At 68.9% G+C, this 18,184-nt stretch carries 12 protein-coding genes and 1 tRNA gene; 9 read left to right on the forward strand and 4 right to left on the reverse strand.

The features are described from left to right. Positions 1-27: 27 nt before the first annotated feature. The 7 genes from F4Y45_00640 (at position 28) to F4Y45_00670 (ending at position 9,644) form a co-directional block, all read left to right on the forward strand. Positions 28-2,628 (forward strand): TonB-dependent receptor plug domain-containing protein, encoded by a 2,601-nt coding sequence (locus tag F4Y45_00640; protein ID MXY23019.1) that lies wholly within the window; start codon positions 28-30, stop codon positions 2,626-2,628. Next, positions 1,776-3,866, forward strand: coding sequence for a PepSY domain-containing protein (locus F4Y45_00645; GenBank protein MXY23020.1), 2,091 nt, complete (start codon positions 1,776-1,778; stop codon positions 3,864-3,866). The genes F4Y45_00640 and F4Y45_00645 overlap by 853 nt, the downstream gene beginning before the upstream one ends. Continuing rightward, positions 3,863-5,359: a DUF1800 domain-containing protein gene (locus F4Y45_00650; GenBank protein MXY23021.1), complete on the forward strand. Its 1,497-nt coding sequence runs from the start codon at positions 3,863-3,865 to the stop codon at positions 5,357-5,359. Before F4Y45_00645 ends, F4Y45_00650 begins: the two co-directional genes overlap by 4 nt. 20 nt (positions 5,360-5,379) lie before the next feature. Next, positions 5,380-6,603 carry a DUF1501 domain-containing protein gene (locus F4Y45_00655; protein MXY23022.1) on the forward strand — a complete coding sequence of 408 codons (1,224 nt, stop codon included), beginning with the start codon at positions 5,380-5,382 and terminating at the stop codon, positions 6,601-6,603. A gap of 20 nt (positions 6,604-6,623) precedes the next feature. Then, a complete protein-coding gene (locus F4Y45_00660) occupies positions 6,624-7,046 on the forward strand; it encodes a TIGR03067 domain-containing protein (protein ID MXY23023.1) in 423 nt (140 codons plus the stop codon). An 86-nt stretch (positions 7,047-7,132) separates the two neighbouring features. Then, on the forward strand, positions 7,133-9,475 hold the full coding sequence (locus F4Y45_00665) for a response regulator (GenBank protein MXY23024.1): 2,343 nt from the start codon (positions 7,133-7,135) through the stop codon (positions 9,473-9,475). Positions 9,476-9,567: 92 nt separating this feature from the next. Further along, positions 9,568-9,644 (forward strand) — tRNA-Arg (locus F4Y45_00670). A 6-nt stretch (positions 9,645-9,650) separates the two neighbouring features. Here the strand turns inward: F4Y45_00670 and F4Y45_00675 are convergent. After that, positions 9,651-10,160 (reverse strand): N-acetyltransferase, encoded by a 510-nt coding sequence (locus F4Y45_00675; GenBank protein ID MXY23025.1) that lies wholly within the window; start codon positions 10,158-10,160, stop codon positions 9,651-9,653. A 33-nt stretch (positions 10,161-10,193) separates the two neighbouring features. Beyond that, positions 10,194-10,934, reverse strand: a complete 741-nt coding sequence (locus F4Y45_00680) for a BON domain-containing protein (GenBank protein ID MXY23026.1) — start codon at positions 10,932-10,934, stop codon at positions 10,194-10,196. On the opposite strand from F4Y45_00680, the gene F4Y45_00685 reads away from it, so the two are divergent. Both F4Y45_00685 and F4Y45_00690 read left to right on the forward strand, forming a co-directional pair. Continuing rightward, entirely contained in the window at positions 10,933-12,141 is a 1,209-nt protein-coding gene (locus F4Y45_00685) for a hypothetical protein (protein MXY23027.1), read from the forward strand. The genes F4Y45_00680 and F4Y45_00685 overlap by 2 nt on opposite strands. Positions 12,142-12,218: 77 nt before the next feature. Next, on the forward strand, positions 12,219-15,023 hold the full coding sequence (locus F4Y45_00690; GenBank protein ID MXY23028.1) for a spermidine synthase: 2,805 nt from the start codon (positions 12,219-12,221) through the stop codon (positions 15,021-15,023). A gap of 32 nt (positions 15,024-15,055) precedes the next feature. On the opposite strand, the gene F4Y45_00695 is transcribed toward F4Y45_00690, so the two are convergent. Next, positions 15,056-16,429: a tetratricopeptide repeat protein gene (locus F4Y45_00695; protein ID MXY23029.1), complete on the reverse strand. Its 1,374-nt coding sequence runs from the start codon at positions 16,427-16,429 to the stop codon at positions 15,056-15,058. Further along, complete coding sequence (locus tag F4Y45_00700) at positions 16,426-18,177, reverse strand: CRTAC1 family protein (protein ID MXY23030.1); 1,752 nt, start codon at positions 18,175-18,177, stop codon at positions 16,426-16,428. The genes F4Y45_00695 and F4Y45_00700 overlap by 4 nt, the downstream gene beginning before the upstream one ends. Between the last annotated feature and the right edge of the window lie 7 nt (positions 18,178-18,184).

The following is an 18,184-nucleotide window of genomic DNA, read 5'->3' on the forward strand; positions in this document are numbered from 1 at the left end:
AACAGACCGACGGCATGTAGCGGCAAAATGAAGAAGCCCCGGGAAATCGGCGTGTTCGGACAGTCGCCTCACTCTATACGAGCGCCCCGAACGACGCCGTCGACTTTCAGGAATTCTTCAGGAACTCTTCAGGAACTCTTCAGAACGGCGCTACGAGCACTCGCTACACTCCGTTTTCGCGTCGAGTCTTCTACGTCAGCAGCTTGGCATCGCCTGGGTTTCCACACGTCGGCGCCCCCGTCGTCGACCCAGAGGAAGGACATCATGACGACCCGGTATTCCGCCCTACTCGGCATTCTGCTGTGTTCGCTTGCCGTCGCTCCCCTCGGCGCCCAGGAGTCGACGATCGTGGCCGGCACGGTCACCGACTCGTCCGGCGGGGTCCTGCCAGGCGCCACCATCGAGGCGCTCCGCGGGCTGCGGGTGATTTCGACCGCGACCGCCGGGGCTGACGGACGGTTCCAACTGGATCTGCCCTCGGGCGAACGCTATCGCGTGACGGCGCGACTCGACGGATTCGCGGCCGGCGAGATCGATCTCATTGCGGCCGACGACGCGACCGCCGACTTCCGGCTCGGCATCGCCCCGCTGACCGACACGGTCGTCGTCACCGCGTCACGGACCGCGGAGGGGAGCGCGTCGGTCATGGATTCCCACTCGGTCTTCACCGAGGACGACATCGAGACGCTCGGAAGCCACTCTGTCGCGGACGTCCTGCGCTACGTGCCCGGCCTGAACATCGAGTCGACCGGGCGCGAAGGCCAGCTTGCATCGGTCTTCGCGCGCGGCGGCGAATCGGACTACAACCACGTGATGATCGACGGCGTCCGCGTGAACGCCAACGGCGGCTACTACGACTTCAGCCGCGTCTCGGCCAACGAGATCGAGCGGGTCGAGGTGGTGCGGGGCGCCCAGTCGGCGCTCTACGGCTCGGACGCGATCGGCTCCGTCATCCAGATCTTCACGAAGCGGGGAGCGCCGGACAGCGGCCCGGGGCTGGCCGGCTCCATCGAGGGAGGCTCGTTCGGGACCGCCCGCGGCGACCTGCGGGTGCTGGGCGGCGCCCAGCAGCGCGTCGACTACCAGCTCGGCGTCGCCTACCGCGGAACCGACGGCGCGTTTGGGGACCGCCTGACGGAGCGCGACCGCTTCGATCAGCATTCGATCGACGGCAACGTCGGCGCGATCATCGGTGACAGCACCAGGCTGCGGACCGGGTTCCGCTACAGCAACGCCCGCGCCAACTCCGTCGGCCCGATCACCTACGCGCCGGGCGACACCGGCACCGGCTACGACACGGACGACCTGACCTGGCACCTCGACTTCGACCAGACCCTCTCCTCGCGCATCGACCATTCCGCAACCGTGAGCTACTTCCGATCCGGGCGCGAGTCCGTGGACGCCATCGGCGATCCGCAATACCGCGTCTTCGCGATCCTGGAAGGAACGCCGGGCGCGCTCTATCCGGCCGGGCCGCGGCTGGTACGGTTGCTGGACCAGGCGGCATTCGACACATTGGCTGCCGATCCTTCCAGTCTCGGCGCCGGCCAGTTCCTCGCACAGACCGGCCCGTTCAGCGGCTTCGACTGGCCCTTCGAATTCGAGGCGCAACTGCGGCGGCCCGCCGCCCGCTACCAGCTCAACGCGATCTGGATGGGTAACCAGGTCCTGAGCGCCGGGTATGACTACTACAGCGAGACCAATGCACTCGACGAGTTGCAGACGGTGGCGAACCACTCCTACTTCGTACAGCAGCAGTTCAACGTCGCCGACGCCTGGTTCGTCACCGCCGGGACGCGTATCGACGACAACGCCCACTACGGCGCGTCGGTCAATCCGAAGCTGTCGGCAGGAGGGTACCCGCTGCCCTTCCAAGAGGGCCCGCTCTCGTCGCTGAAGGTGTCGGCCAACATCGGCCGCGGCATCAAGAACCCGAGCTTCTCGCAGCTGTACAGCTCGCAGTGGGTCGACGGAAACCTGTTGCTGCTGCCGGAGGAGGCAGTTACGGTCGACGCGGGCGCCGAGCTCACATTCGACGACCAGCGCTGGCTCGCGAGCTTCACCTGGTTCAACAACAACTACGAGAACCAAATCGCCTATTCACCCTCACCCGGCTTCGGGGGCGACGGCCTGCCCGACTACGTCAACATCGACGGGTCGCGCGCCGGCGGCATCGAGTTCGAGTTCGGCCTGCAGCGGCCGATCGGCGGGCTCACCGCGAACGCCTCCTACGCCCTCGTCGACACCGAGGTGGTCACCAACGTCAGCACCAGCCAGCAGTTCCAGCCCGGCCAGCCGCTGCTGCGCCGGCCGCTGCATTCCGGCAACCTGCGCGTCGGCTACACGCGGGGGCGCGGCAGCCTGAACCTGAACCTGCGGGTGGTGGGGAACCGGCACGACAGTGCGTTCCTCGGCCTCGTGCGCGCCTCGGATGGGCGCAGCGTCGACATCACCGTCAATCCGGGCTACACGCTGCTCACTCTCGGCGGACAGTTCCGCGTGCACCAAGACCTGACGCTCTTCCTGCGGATCGACAACGTGACGGACGAGATGTACGACAGCGCGCTCGGCTACCCGGCCCTGCCGCGTGCGGTGGTCGCCGGCGGACGCTTCAACGTCGGCGGCTGATCGCGCGTCTCAGGGCTCCGAGGCACACGGAGATCATCAACTTGAGCCCGCTCGACCGTTCGGGCCCGTTGCGGCGCGTGCTGTTCCAGGTGCACCTCTGGATCGGCGTGGCGGCTGCGCTCTATGTCCTCGTCGTCTCGGTGACGGGAGCCGCTCTGGTCTTCCGCATCCACCTGCAGCGCGCCGTGCACCCGGAACTGCTCACGGCGCAAACCGACGGCCCGCAGGCGGACATGGCGACCGTCCTGGAACGGGTGCGGGACGCCTACCCGCAGGGGCGGCTGGTCGGCGCCGATTCGCCGACCACCGTCCGGCCGACCCATCTCGCGTACGTCACCGAGGACAGCGGGTTCCATACCGTGCTCATCGACCCGGTCACCGCCGACGTGCTGGGCGAGCTGCCCGAGCACTCGGTGATACGTACCCTCCAGGATCTGCACTTCGACCTGCTCGCCGGCCGCACCGGTCGGGTGGTCAACGGGGTCGGGGCGCTCTGCCTGCTCCTGCTCTGCGCCACCGGCCCGTTCATCTGGTGGCCCGGCCGGGCGGGATGGCGGCGCGGCTTCACTGTCGACTGGCGCCGGCCCTGGAAACGGGTGACCTGGGAGCTGCACGGCGCGGTGGGCATCTGGACGCTCGTTCTTACCGCCGGCTGGGCCGTCACCGGGGCCTACTTCGTATTCCCCGACGAGTTCCGCGCGGCGGTCAACCGGATCTCGCCACTGAGCACGGTCACTGCGCCGCAATCGAGTACCGACGGCGCCGCCTACGAACCGCGCCCGAGTTGGCGCGAGATGATCGAACTCGCCCGACCGGCGGAACCCGACGCCTTCGTCGCGAGGGTCGTCCTGCCTGCGACCGACGAGGCGGCTTTCCAGGTGCTGTTCACTGACCGGCAACCCACACGGCTGGGCATACGCCATCTGCGGACGGTCTACCTCGACCAGTACACCGGCGAGCGGCTCGCCACGCCAGCGGCGCCCGCTCCCACGCTCGGCGACAACGTGATGGCCTGGATCGGCCCGCTGCACTTCGGAAACTTCGGAGGACCAGGCATCCGCGCGGTGTGGCTCGTCGCCGGCCTGGCGCCGGGCCTGCTGGCGGCAACCGGCCTCATCTTGTGGTGGACCCGCGTAGTCGCGCCCCGGTGGCGAGGCCGGCGAGTACCGGAGGCCGAGATGCAACCGCTGCACGCGAGTCGCGCCGGTGACGGAGGACGTAAGCAGGCGAGCGCATGAGAGGAACCGTGAATCGGATGCAGGGACCCGTGGCGGGCAACGCGCTGTCGACCACGGAACGGCGACACCTGTTGCGCCGTCTCGCCTTCACGGCGACTCCGGACCTGGATCGGGCCATCCAGGGGATGTCGGCGGACGAGGCCCTGTCGGTGCTCGTGCGCGCGGCTCGAGACGCGCCGTACCCGCAGGCCCCGGAGGCTGCCAGCGGGATCTGGAGGAACCCGGCTCTGCGATTCGACGGCCTGTCCGACGAGGACTTCGAGGCGATCGCCGACCGGCAGGCGGAACGCGCGCGGGCCGCGACCGGGGAAGTGCGCCGGTGGTGGCTGGCGGAGCTGCTTACCTCCCCGGCCCCGCTGCGCGAGAACCTCGTCCTGTTCCTGCATGGCGTGTTCGGCAGCAACACGGGCTCGGTCGACGCCCCGCACGCGCTTCACGGACGCAACGCCCTGCTCCGCCGACAGTGTCTGGGCACGGTCCCGGATCTGCTCGCGAGCCTCGTCGTCGACCCGGCCATGATGATCCAGGTCGGGATGGACGGGCACCGGCGGCTGCGTGTATCCGATCGTCCCGCCAAGCTCATTCTCGATCACTGGACGGTCGGTGCGGACGCCTACGAACCGCGCGACATCGAAGAGCTTTCGAGAGCGCTCACCGGCTGGCTCCTGGTGGCGCCCGAGGGTCGCGAGCCGACGCGGCCGCTCGATCCCAGGGCGTCCCGAGCGGCCCGGCGCACCGGCCTCGTGCCGATCTTCCGGCCTGACGAGTTCGATGCCGGACCGAAGACGATTCTCGGCCGCACGCATCCGTTCGATGCGCGTTCGGCCGTCAGGTGGCTCGCCTCGCACGAGGCGACGGCTCGCCGGTTCGGGCGCCTGCTCATGACCCATCTCGGAGTCGAGGACGGCGGCGCGGCCCTGGAGACCCGACTGCTCAGTGCCTACCGGACGACGGGCGGTTCCCTCGAGGCGATGCTCCGCGAAATCGTGCGGTCCGATGCCTTCTGGTCGGAGTCGTCGCGGTGGGCCCTGATCAAGAGCCCGGTCCATCTCGCGGCCGGCGCCTGCCGGCAGTTGGGCATCGCATCCCCTCCCGTCGCCGCGATGGATAGCTGGCTGCGGGCGAGCGGCCAGGCGCTGCTCGACACGCCCAACAACGGCGAGGGCGGCTGGCCCGGGCAGGAGGCCTGGGTTACACCTGCGGCGCGCCTCACGGTGCGGTACTATCTGGCCGCCGCCCTGGCTGACCGATTGCCGCCCCTCGGTCTCGAACGTCCCGGCCCGTCTACCGGCGAAGCGGCAGTTGCGTTCACCGTACCGATCGAGACCCCGCTCCGTGACGCGTCCGCCGCGGCGCTGCTCGAGCGACTCGACCCGGCTCCCGGCCTGGACGCGGGAGCCATCGAAACGGAAGTTGCCGGTGTCAACTCGCCGGAAGGGCGGAGTGCCTTCATCCGGCGCGTGATGATGTCTCCGCAGTATCAACTGGCGTAAGCGCCAGCGTGGAGGACCCCATGAGTTCCATTAGCCGACGCGACCTGCTGACCTGGTTCGCGCTGACCCCGACGGTGCCGTTCTTCGTCCGCCGGAGCGCCCACGCGACCGCCGCGGAAGCGCAGGCGAGCCACGACGGGCCCATTGTGGTCGTCCTGCGCCTGAGGGGCGGCAACGATGGTCTCAACACCGTTGTTCCCGTACGCGACGACCGCTACTATCGGGCTCGTCCGACCATCGCCATCCCCGGGTCGCAGACGCTCCGACTCGACGGGAGCGATCTCGGCCTGAACCCCTGGCTCGCCGATGTGCGCCGGCTGATGGACGACGGCCTTGCCGGAATCGTGCAGGGCGTGGGCTACCCGCGGTCGTCCCGGTCCCACGTTCGCGCGACGGAGATCTGGGAAACGGGCTCGGTCGCCGCGTTGGCGCCGGAACACGGCTGGCTGGGACGTTACCTCGATCACGCCTGCGACTGTGGCGGCGAGCCGCTGGCGGGCGTGGATTTCGCGGAATCGCTCGGTCGGACGCTGGCCTCCGCGTCCAGCCGCAGCATGGCGATAGCCCATCCCGAGCTGCTGCTGGAGATGGCCGCTCCCGAGACGGCCCCCGCTACGGCTCGCGGTCCACGCGCCGCGCGGCTCGACTACCTCCAACAGGTAACCAATGGACTCGCCCACGCCTCCCGCCAACTCCACCGCGCCCGGGCCGGGACGGGCGCCCGCTTCGACTATCCCGACACGGCGTTCGGCCAGTCCCTGCGGTGGACCGGCGACATGATCGAGACCGGTTGCCCGACCCGCGTCTACTACGCCTCCATCGGATCGTTCGACACCCCGGGATCCGCTTCGTTCGACACGCACGTGGATCAGCTCGCGAAGCACCGGGTCCTCTTCACGGAGCTCGGGCGCGGTCTGCGCGCCTTCGCACGTCATCTGCGCGAGTCGGGACAGCTCGACCGCGTACTCCTGCTGACGTTCTCCGACTTCGGCCGTCTCGTAGAGGAGAACCGAAGCCACGGCACCGAGCACGGCGACGCCGGGGTGCTGTTCGTGATGGGCGGCGGCATCCGGGCCGGACTGCTCGGCGAGCCGGCCGACCTCGGCAAGGTCACTCGTGGGGGCCTCGACGCCACGGTCGACTTCCGCGACATCTATGCAGACGTCCTGCGGCGCTGGCTCGGCGTCGATCCGACCGCAATCCTCGGCAACGAGGTCGGTTCCTTCCCGGTCGTGAACGCTTGACTTAACGCTGGAGATCCACCATGCGCATGAAGCTCCCGGCCCTGGTCATTTCCCTGCTGCTGCTGAACGCCGCCTTGCCGGAGGCGCAAGGGGAAGACCACCTGCAGACGCTACAGGGCGAGTGGACGGTGGCCGCCGCCGAGCAGCGGGGGCAACCGTTCGACGCTATCGTCGGCGGGGTTCTCACCATCACGGGCGATCGCTTCGCCCTGCTCACCGCGACCGGCAACGAGTTCCAGGGGCAGATCCGAATCGACGCGACGCAGTCGCCCGCCCACCTCGACTTCGTCCACGACGACGGCGTGCTGTGGGAAGCGATCTACGTGGCGCAGGCGGACTTTTTCCGTCTCAACTACGTCGAAGCGGACGCAGGCACCCCACGCCCGACCATGTTCGCCACCACGGCGGACACCCCCGGCACGGTGATTGTCCTGCAGCGGTGACGCTGGCAGCCCGTGGTGAAACTGTACACGGGCGTCCATCGCATGACGGGACTGCCCACGCGCAACCGCTGTAGAATCCCGACGAGTTGCGGCAACGCATCGAGGACTTCGACGAGCGGGCGTCCCGGCTGAGCGCGGCCGTTCTGCGCATCAGTTCCAGCCTCGACCTCGATACCGTGCTGCACGAAGCCGTCGACAGCGCCCGCGCCTTGACGGGCGCCTGCTACGGCGTCATTACCACCGTGGACAAGGACGGACGCGTCCAGGAGTTCGTCACCTCCGGCTTCACGCCCGCCGAGGAGGACCGGATGGCCACCTGGTCCGACGGGCCGCGGCTCTTCGAGCACTTCCGCGACCTTGACGCCCCGCTGCGGCTGGCGGATCTTCCCACCTACGTCCGGTCGCTCGGCTTTTCGTCCGAGCTGATGCGGTCGAAGACCCTGCAGGGCACGCCGCTGCGGCATGGCGACGACTACGTCGGGAACTTCTTTCTCGCCGAGAAGGAGGGCGGCCAGGAGTTCACCAGAATCGACGAAGAGATCCTGACGCTGTTGGCCTCGCAAACGGCGGCGGCGATCGCCAATGCGCGCGCGCACCACGACGAGCGGCGAGCCCGCGCCGGCCTCGAGGCCCTGATAGAAACTTCGCCCGTGGGCGTTGTGGTCTTCGACGGAGCCGGCAAGCCCGTCTCGTTCAACCGGGAAGCGCGACGAATCGTTGAGGCCCTGAACACGCCGGGGTACTCCCCGGAACAACTGCTGGACTCCATCACATGCCGGCGCGCGGACGGGCGCGAGATCGCCTTGCGGGAGTACCCACTGGCGCAGCAGTTCAGCAACGGCGAGACTGTGCGGGCGGAGGAGATGACGCTGTCGGTCCCCGATGGCCGCAGCGTCACCACCCTGGTCAACTCGACGCCTATTCGTCCGGTCGGAAGCGCCGTCGAGTCGGTCGTGGTCACGCTGCAAGACCTCGCGCCGCTCGACGAACTCGAGCGGTTGCGCGCCGAGTTCCTGAGTTTGGTGAGCCACGAGTTGCGCACGCCGTTGATCTCGATCAAGGGCTCGACGGCCACCGTGCTGGGCGCCGCGCCGGCTCCCGAACCGGCCGAGATGCTGCAGTTCTTCCGGGTCATCGACCAGCAGGCCGACCACATGCGCGGTCTGATCGGCGACCTGCTCGACCACGGGCGCATCGTGACGGGCACGTTGTCCGTGTCGTCCGAACCGGTGGAAGTCGCCGCGTTGGTGGATCAGGCGCGCAGCACTTTCCTGAGCGGCGCCGGCAGCCAGCCCTTGAGCATCGCCCTGGCGGAGGATCTCCCCCGAGTGCTGGCCGACCCGGGACGGATCGTGCAAGTTCTCAACAACCTCCTGTCGAACGCTGCAAGGCACTCCCCCGAATCGACCCCGATCCGCATCGCGGCCGCGCGGGACGGCGTGCACGTGGCGATCTCGGTAACGGACTCGGGTCGGGGCGTGCCGGCGGACCGGCTCCCACGCCTGTTCCGCAGGCACGCCGGAGACGCCGGCGAAGACGCGGAGGGTGGCCTCGGGGGGTCCGGCCTGGGCCTGTCCATCTGCAAAGGACTGGTTGAGGCGCACGGAGGCCGCATCTGGGCCCAGAGCGGCGGCGCGGGCCGCGGCACGTGCTTCACGTTTACGGTGCCGGTGGCCGAGGAGGCAGTCGTCGCCACCGCCGCGGCGAGCTCTGGACGTTCCCGGCCCGCCCGGAAGGGGCAGCAGCAAACGTGCATTCTGGTGGTCGACGACGACCCCCAGACGTTGCGGTACGTTCGCGACGCCCTCGCTGAATCAGGCTATTCGCCTGTCGTCACCGCGGATCCGGAAGAGTTGGTCGACCTCATCAGGATGCACCGGCCCGCATTGGTCCTTCTGGACCTGCTGCTTCCCGGAACGGACGGCATCAAGCTGATCGAGCGCATCCCCGAACTGGGTGACCTGCCAGTCATCTTCATCTCCGCCTATGGCAGGGACGAGACGGTGGTAAAGGCGCTGGACGCGGGCGCCGCCGACTACATCGTCAAGCCGTTCTCGCCGTCGGAGCTGACCGCGCGCGTCCGGGCGGCCCTGCGTCGCCGGACCGAGCCCGAGCCGTTCGTCCTCGGGGGGCTGAGCATCCACTACGAACAGCGCCGCGTAGCCGTGGAGGGGCGGCCGGTGGAGCTGACGGCGACCGAGTACGAACTGGTCCGCTTGCTCTCCGTCAACGCCGGACGGGTGCTGACCTACGACACTCTGCTGCGTCTAGCCTGGAAGAGACAGGATCGTGGCTCCCCTGACCCGAAACTCGTGCGTGCCGTAGTCAAGCGGCTCCGCCGCAAGCTGGGCGAGGACGCCGCAAGTCCGGCCTACATCCGCAACGAGCGCGGGGTCGGCTACCGAATGCCCGGACCGGCCGACCTCTAGCAGCCCGTGGTGGACCGGCGCGGTACGAGTGATTATCTCGTGTATGCTGCCCGGAAGTACGTTTGCCGCCGGATTACCGGCTGGTTCCAAGCGCGCCCGTAGCTCAGCTGGATAGAGCGCCGGGCTTCGAACCCGTAGGTCGGGGGTTCAAATCCCTCCGGGCGCGCCATCGCACTCACAACACCATGAACTCCGGCAGGTAGCGCGCCACTCCACTACACCCCTCGAGCGCGCCCGGCAGGAGTTCGATGACCATGAAGGCCTCGTCCGGGACGTCGAGCGCGAACCGAATGCCGTGCAGGCTGCCAGGCACGAAGCCAAATCGCGGGTAGTATGTCGGATGGCCCAGGACGACGGCGATCCCGTAGCCCGCCGCGCGACACCGAGCGAGGCCCTCTGAAGCAAGCCGGGTGCCGATGCCGCGACCCTGATGGCCCGGATCGACGGCCATGGGGGCCAGCCCTGCCGCCTCGCGGACGTGCTCCGACGCACTGATCGTCACCGGCGTGAAGAGAATGTGACCGACAAGCTGGTCGTCCGCGACGGCGACCAGCGAGATCATCCAGCCGCCGCGCGCCCGGGCTTCGTCAACCATCCCGGCTTCGTCAGGCCCGCCAAACGCCCGCTGGTTGACCAGGCGAATCCCCGGAACATCCTCGGGGCGCTCCGGGCGTATCGTGATCATGCCTCCCACCTTTCAGGTTCGCGCGCCACGCCGCTACCTCAAGCTCTGAAGCTGGTTCGAAATCTGACCCACACCCTGGATCTCGCCAACCATGAGTTCGAGTTCCCGGCGCTCCAGATCGTTCTGTACATAGCCGGCCAGGGTGACCGAGCCATTGCTGACCAGGATTCGAAACGGCGGTGGCCGCGGGCCGGCGAACCGCATGAACGTCAGGCTGCCGAATACGCGTCGGCGGATCGCCTGACGGAGCCGGTCGTCCTGCAGGGTGGCGGGCAGCGGCTCGATTCCGTTCCGAATGTCCTGAACGCCGCGGAGCCTGGCGATACGCTCGAAGATCTCTCCCGCCTTGTCCAGCTCCGGCGTGACCCACCCGGCAAGCGTCACGACACCCCGGTCGACGGAGGCGCCGACGAAGTCCCACACCGTCATGTCCGGGTAGTTCCGGAGCACGCGACCCACTTCCTCCGCCAGTCGTGCGTCCGTCTCCCCCGCCGGTACGGTGATCTCGCTCACCACCGTTCGCACCCCGGGCACGTTCAGGGCGCGCTGCAGGGCAGCGTGCTTCAGCCAGAAGGTGGCCACTTCACCGGCGAGGGTGACGTCGCCGCCGTCGACCGCCACTTCGAGGTCACGGAGCCCCCGTTCCTCGCGTAGCGCTTCCTCGACCGCCGCGACGACTGCAGTGGGCGGCTGCGGGCGCGCCGGGGCCGCCCCGACGTGCAGCAGCGCGGCCAGCACCACCGATGCGGCGAATCGCGAACCCGCAGACCGCATGGCAACCCCTTCCCTGAAGTGTCATGATACGGGCAGTCGGCTGCGCGGAGGTCTCGCTGGGAATCAACGCGGGAGGACGCTCATGACGGCAAACAGGTCAGTTCGCAGCGTTGAATGGAGCCGCCGCCAGGCGCTGCGGCTGCTCGGACTCGGCGGGGCCGGCCTGGCGGCGGCGTGCGGCAGCACGCGGGAGCCCGAGGAACCGGCGGCGGACTCGACGCCCGCCGACTCGCCCGGCTCCCCAGAACCGATCGTCCGGACCATACTCGAGGACCTGACCCCGGACCGCCTGAGGGGCGGTGCAGTGCTCTTTCACGAGCACATGTCGCTGGACATTGCGTTCTGGGATCGGCTGGTGGGCGCCGACAGCCCCGCGCGGGAGATCTTCCTCGGCCCGCCCGACAGCCCCTACTTCATGCAGGACGTCGACATGATGGCGGCGGAAATGCAGGCGGCGGCCCGCGAGGGAGTGTCCGCCGTCGTCGACGGCGGCCACGCCGACATGGGGCGCGACGTAGCTTTCCTGCGAGCCGTGTCCGAGCAGTCGGGCATGCCGATCGTGGTGAGCGGCGGCTACTACACCGACCCCTTCCACCCGCCCGAGCTGGCCGATCAGACCGAGGATGAGATCGCCGAGGGACTCGCCGCGACGGCAGACGCCGAGCGCTGGGGCGCGTTCGGCGAGATCGCGAGCTCCGAGGAAATGACTCCAGGCGAGCGAAAGGTGTTTCGAGCGATCGGCAAGGCGCACCTGTCCACGAACATTCCCATCTTCACCCATACCGCCAACGGGCTGGAGGCCGAGACGCAGCTCGACATCTTCGAGTCGCTCGGTGTTCCGACCGGCGCCGTCGCCATCGGGCACATGGGTGGGCTCGAAGACCCCGAGGCGACTGTCCACCGCCGGCTGGCGGAGCGTGGCGCCTTCGTTGGGTTCGACCGGCTCGGGAGCGGTCCGGAGGCCGACGGGCACAAGGTGCCGATGGTTCAGTCGCTCATCGACGCCGGCTACCTGGAGAACATCCTCCTGGCGTCGGACTTCGCGACGGCCAGAGACACGCAGCGCAACGGCGGCCCGGGCTACGCCAAGACCGTCACGCAGTTCGTTCCCATGCTGCGCGAGGCGGGAATCACCGAGGAAGACATCCGCGTCATGACGGTCGAGAATCCCCTGCGGCTGCTCGCCTTCGTGCCAAGGAGGGGGTAATCCCGGTTCCCGCGCGTCAGTGGCGCTGGCTCGGCTGCGTCTGTTTCGTCTCCGGCGCCGCCGGTCTTGTCTTCCAGGTGGTCTGGTTCCACCTGGCGGGCCTGGTCTTCGGCGGCAGTGTCTGGGCAACCAGCCTCGTGCTGTCGAGCTTCATGGGCGGCCTCGCCTGTGGAAGCGCCCTCGTCGCTCGCTACGGCCACCGGATTCGGCGTCTCGTGCGCGCGTACGCGCTGATCGAGTTCACGGTCGCGGCGTCCGGCGCGATTCTGGCCTTCGCCCTGCCGCAACTGGGACTCGCCGTCACCACGGCGACGGCGCCGGTTGCTGAGACGATCTGGCTGGCGAACAGCATCCGTTTCGTCGTGGCCTTCTTCGCCCTGCTGGCGCCCGCTACCGCGATGGGAGCGACGCTCCCGTTGCTCGTCGCCGCCCTGACGCACCGCGAGAAGCAGCTCGGCCCGGCCCTTGGGCATCTGTACGGATGGAACACGCTGGGTGCGGTGACCGGCGTCGCCGGCGCCGAACTCCTGCTGATCGGCGCTCTCGGAGTGACCGGCGCCGCACTGTGCGCCGCACTGCTCTGTTTGATTGCAGGCGGCACCGCGGTTCTCCTTGCGGAACAGCCCCACCGGGCGCGCACGGCCCCTCGCACCGCCCATACCCCCTCCGCCCAAGACCGCACGGCGGGTGGGGCGGCTGGCGAGACTCAACCTCGGCGTCTCCGGAACCTGCTTGCGTGCGCGTTCCTTTCGGGCGCCATCCTGCTGGCGCTCGAAGTGCTCTGGTTCAGGTTCCTGACGATGTACGTGCTGTCGACGACGACAGCCGCCAGCCTGATGCTTGCCGTCGTGCTGGCCGCCATCGCACTGGGCGGGTTGACGGCCGCCGCCTGGCTGCGGCGGCGCCCGGACGCAGCAGCCCACCTGCCCGCCGTCGCCGCACTGGGCGGCTGCGCGGTCATCGCGTCCTACACCGCCTTCGCGCTCCTCACCACCGGCACGCAGATCGAGTCGTGGCGCCGGATCGTCTGGCTTGCCTCGGTGCTGACCTTCCTGCCGTCCCTCCTCTCGGGCGCGTTCTTCACGCTGCTCGGCGACGCCCTTCAGCGGCAGGTCCGCGTCGCAACCCGCACTTCGGGCTGGCTGACGATGTGGAACACCGGGGGCTCGATGTGCGGACCGCTGGTAGCGGCGTTCGTGCTCTTGCCGGTGCTCGGGATGGAGATCGCGTTCTTTGCGCTGGCCGCCGCGTACGGGGTGGTCGGGTTGCTGGCGCTGCCCGGCAGCAGCGGTTGGCGGCTCCGTCTGCCCGCTCCCGCGACCGCGATCTGCGGCGTCGTTCTGGTCGCCGCCCTGGCCGCCTACCCGTTCGGCCGGATGCGCGACGTCTACTTCACGCGGGTCGCAGAGCCGTATGCCCTCGACGGCTCGGAGATCGTCGCCATCCGGGAAGGTCCGGCCGAGACGATCTTCCTGATGCAGCAACGCTGGCTGCAACAGCCCGTCTACAACCGCCTGGTAACCAACGGATTCTCGATGTCGGGAACCGGGATCTCCGGGCTCCGTTACATGCGCTATTTCGTCTACTGGCCCCTGTTCGCGCACCGCGGGCCCATTGAGAGCGTGCTCGTGATCTGCTACGGCGTCGGCGTCACCGCCAGCGCCGCACTCGATCTGCCCGATGTCGAGAGCGTCGACGTCGTGGAGATCTCCCCGGACATCGTCGCCGTCAGCGATCTCGTCTACCCGGATGACCATCCGCTGCGCGACCCGCGCGTCACCGTGCATGTCGACGACGGTCGTCAGTTCCTTCACCGGACGCCGGAACGCTACGACCTCATCACCGGCGAGCCGCCGCCCCCGCGAACGCCCGGCGCCGTCAACATCTACACGCGCGAGTACTTCCAGCTCATCCACGACCGCCTTGCGGACGGCGGAATCGCCACCTACTGGCTGCCCGTCGCCCGGCCCGATCCGGGCACCAACGTCAACGGGATCATCCGGGCGTTCTGCGACGTGTTCGCTGACTGCTCGGGTTGGACCGCCACACCGTTCGACCTGATGCTTGCCGGGACGCGGAACGCGAGCGGACCCGAATCGGTGGCGGAATTCGCGGAACCGTGGCGCTTGCCGGCGCTGCGCGCGCGCCTGGAGGAGATCGGCATCGAGCTGCCGCAGCAGATCGGGGCGACGTTCGTCGGGGACGCCGACTACCTGAATGACCTGGCGAGGGAAGCGCCACCCCTGGTGGACGACCATCCTCGACGGCTGCGCCCGGATCCGCAGGTCCCGTCGCTGTCGGATCCGGGATATGGCAGCAATCCGCGAGTCACCGAACTCTACGACCGCGTTCTCGATCCGATGCGCGCCCGGGACGCACTGATGGCCTCGGACTACGTGCGCCGCCTCTGGCCGGCTGAACTCATCGACGCAAGCCTGCCCTATTTCGAGCACCAGCGAGTTCTGAATCGCGTGATGTGGGACGGTGGCCGGCCGCTGGCGCAGATCGAGGACCTCCACTGGCTGCTGACTGAGACGCCACTCCGCACGCTACCGCTCTGGATCCTGGGCAGCGACGACGTCAGGGCTCGCATCGCGGAAAGCGGCGACGACGGAACCGGCGCCGCGGAGTACGCGCGCGGCCTGACAGCCTTGGCACGCCGTGACTACCCCGGGGCCGTCGACGCCCTGGCGAGTGCGGAGCGCCGCGGTCTCGCGGGGGAGACGGTCCGCCCGCTACTCGTTTACGCCCTCTGTCTGGCCGGAGAACTGGACAACGCGACGCTTCTGGCGCGGGACCAGACCGCCAGCAGCCCGGAGCAGCGGCACTTCTGGACGTGGCTCGGTTCGCGGTTCGGCGTCGGACCGCTGACGACGGGTTGAGGCCGCCGGCAGCGGGTCCAACCCGCCGGGCCTCACCGCCCCGAGCCGTTGACCGCCGTCTCCAACCTCGCAAGCTCGGGGCGTTCAGGATGGATGCTACGCGCCTCGGCCAGCCACGCGCGCGCCTCTTCCAGCCGGCCCAGTCGGATCAACGCGTCCGCCCGCCCGAACCAGGCCTCGGCGAATCCGGGGTCGAGTTCCGTTACCCGCGCGTAGTGAGGCAGGGAATCCGCAAGGCGTCCGGCTCCTCGCAGCGCCTCGGCAAGGCCCATGCGCGCCTCCACGTAACCCGGCTGCAGCCGGAGCGCGGTTTCGTAGTGCTCCACCGCCTCCCTCTGACGGCCCTGCAGGGCAAGGATCGCCCCGAGGCTGAAGTGCGCGCGGGCGAATTCCGGCGAGCGCCGCAACGCCTCCTCGAGTTGCTCGACTGCCGCGCTGGTCTCGCCCCCCGCGGCCAGGGCTGTCGCCAACCGCTGCCGCAAAGAGACATTGTCGGGTTCCAGTTCCAGACCCCGGCGGAAAGCCCTGACCGCGTCGGCCAACCTGCCGCTCTGCAGCGCCTGAATGCCCTGCCCTTCGAGCTTCATCGCGCTGGGCAGGAGCGCGTCGAGCTCCTCCATCAACGGATCCGCCAGCGGTGGATTCGCTCCGCCGCGCCGGGCCAGATGCGCCTCGGCAAGGTCGGTTTCGCCCAGCCCGCGGTAGGCCATCGCCAGCGGATAGTGCAGCCGGGAAGCCGCTGGCGCGATAGCCAGCGCCTCTTCCAGATACTGGGCCGCGTCGAGGAAGTTGCCCCGCGCCAAGGCCGCTCGTCCGGCGCCGGCGAGCGCGGCGGCCGAGCCCGGGTCGTACGCGGCAGCCTGGCGGAACTGCCGCTCCGCGAGGTCCGCCTGACCCTGGTCAAGACGAGCGCGGCCGAGCCAGATCAGCGTCGGCACGTCGGAGGGCCGGAGGGCGAGCGCCCGTTCGAAGGCGGCGGTGGCCGCATCGCGATCTTCCGTCATGCGATGCAGGTGAGCCAGGTAGTACGGCCAGCGTGGGTCGCGCGGCGCCATCACCTCGGCATGCCGAAAGCTCTCGGCCGCCGCCTCGAAATACTCGGCCGCCATCAGGATCAGACCGAAAGCGCCATAAGCCGTGGCGACTTCCGCGTCCGGAGCGCCGCCCTCCAGCGCGGCCTGAACGACATCGTAGCGGGCCCGTGCCTCCTCCGCCGCCGACTCCCCGAGTCGCGACAGGTCCGGCAGCGCGATCGGCGCCAGCGCGGACGGATCCACCGGCGTCGGGCCAGGCGCAGCCGATCCACCCGACCGGTTCGGCGCGTCCGAGGCGGCGCAACCAACCACCACGAGACCGAGGAAGACGCCGATCAACCGCGAGGCGGTCGCCGCGACCCGCCTCTTCACGGCGCGCCCCCTTCGGTGAGCGTCGTGTAACGGTCCACGGGGATGCCGCGCCAGGCTTCTTCCCGCCCGCTGGGCCAGGTGACGCGGACTTCGACCGGGTCCGCGTAGGAATCCAGACCGACGAGCACACGCGGGTCGTTGGCCGACGCGTAGCTGCCGTCGGCGCGGGCGCGCCGCCACAGCGTCGTGCCGTCCGATCGGAGAACCGCGACCCGGGCGCCCACCATGCCCCGACCCGCCGCACCGACGAGACGCAGCCCGACCCAATGGCGGCGGTTCCCGATCCCGTTGATCAGCAACCGGGCCGGCCCCGCTGCGTTCGCCACCACGACGTCGGTGTCGCCGTCGTTGTCGACGTCACCGAACGCCGCGCCGCGGCTTACCTCGGACAACTGGAACACGGCGCCGGCCTGGTCTGTGACGTCCTCGAATCGCCCGTCCCCACGGTTACGCAGGAGCTGGTTTCGCTGATCGAGCGGAAACACGGCCCTGGAAGAAGCGTGATCGAGGCTCTCGACCACCAGACCGTTGACCGCCAGTACGTCGAGCCAGCCGTCGTTGTCGAAATCGATCCAGCCAGCCCCGAAGCCGGTGTACGGAAGGCTGGAGTAACGGACGCCGGCGCCGGCGCTCCGTTCGTTGAACAGTCCGGAGCCGTCGTTGACGTAGAGCGTGCTGCCCTGGCCGGTCAATTCCGTGATGAACAGGTCTTCATCACCGTCGTTGTCGAAATCGCCGAAATCGACGCCCATGTCGGCCTTGGCCTCTCCTGCTTCCCCGAGCGCCACGCCCCACAATGCCGCGAGATTCCGGAAGGTACCGTCTCCCTGGTTCACCCAGAGCTGGTTTTCCTGCTGATCGTTGGCCACGAAGATATCGATCCATCCGTCGCCGTTGACGTCGGCTGAGGCCACGCCGAGCGCCGGTCCGAACTCGCGCGCCATGCCGGCGGCGGCCGTCACGTCGGTGAACGTGCCGTCACCGCGGTTCCGGTAGAACCGGCTGGGTTGCGCCCGGTACATTTCCGGCACGCAGTAGTTCTCCGGGCCGGTCGGGTGAAAACACGGCACGTGCATCTCGAGGCTGTAGTAGAGGTAGTTCCCGACGAACAGGTCGAGCCATCCATCGTGATCCGCGTCGACGAACGCCGACGAAACGCTCCATGACGGATCGTCCGTGCCGCTCGCGGCCGAGACCTCGATGAACGTTCCGTCTCCCTGGTTGCGAAACATCTGGTTGGCGCCGAATCGCGTCAGGTACAGGTCGATCCATCCGTCGTTGTCGATGTCACCCGTGGCGACCCCCATTCCGTAGCCCTGCGCGACAATGCCGCTCGCGCTCGTGACGTCGGTGAACGAAAGGGACGGCTGCCCCTCCGAGTCCACCGCCAGGTCGTTGCGGTAGAGCCGATCCCGCGGGGCCGCCTCCGGCCGCGGGGCGAGCGGCGGGTCGCTTCCGAGGGTGTCTCCCTGCACGAGATACACGTCGAGGTCGCCGTCGTTGTCGTAGTCGAACAGGGCCGCGCCGGGCCCCATGATCTCCGGCTGGTAGAAGCGGCCCGACATGCCGTTGAAGTGGACGAAACCAAGGCCGGACCCAGCCGCCGCATCCGTGAACCACTCGACGCCGGCGTAGGCATCCGGCGCCGTCGCGACGGCGGGTTCTTCGCGCGGGGCGGGCTCGTCCGCACAACCGATCGCCGACGCCAGGAGCAGGGTTGCTACCCCGATGCGCGAACGAGACTTCATGCGGTCG

This window comes from Acidobacteriota bacterium (genome assembly GCA_009838525.1).
Taxonomy (GTDB): Bacteria; Acidobacteriota; Vicinamibacteria; order Vicinamibacterales; family UBA8438; genus VXRJ01.

What these genes read in the sequence shown, in the direction of transcription:
- F4Y45_00680 (MXY23026.1), bottom strand. Translation starts at nt 10,934, where the DNA reads ATGCGGTCTGCGGGTTCGCGATTCGCCGCATCGGTGGTGCTGGCCGCG.
- F4Y45_00655 (MXY23022.1), top strand. Translation starts at nt 5,380, where the DNA reads ATGAGTTCCATTAGCCGACGCGACCTGCTGACCTGGTTCGCGCTGACC.
- F4Y45_00700 (MXY23030.1), bottom strand. Translation starts at nt 18,177, where the DNA reads ATGAAGTCTCGTTCGCGCATCGGGGTAGCAACCCTGCTCCTGGCGTCG.
- F4Y45_00650 (MXY23021.1), top strand. Translation starts at nt 3,863, where the DNA reads ATGAGAGGAACCGTGAATCGGATGCAGGGACCCGTGGCGGGCAACGCG.
- F4Y45_00640 (MXY23019.1), top strand. Translation starts at nt 28, where the DNA reads ATGAAGAAGCCCCGGGAAATCGGCGTGTTCGGACAGTCGCCTCACTCT.
- F4Y45_00660 (MXY23023.1), top strand. Translation starts at nt 6,624, where the DNA reads ATGCGCATGAAGCTCCCGGCCCTGGTCATTTCCCTGCTGCTGCTGAAC.
- F4Y45_00675 (MXY23025.1), bottom strand. Translation starts at nt 10,160, where the DNA reads ATGATCACGATACGCCCGGAGCGCCCCGAGGATGTTCCGGGGATTCGC.
- F4Y45_00685 (MXY23027.1), top strand. Translation starts at nt 10,933, where the DNA reads ATGGCAACCCCTTCCCTGAAGTGTCATGATACGGGCAGTCGGCTGCGC.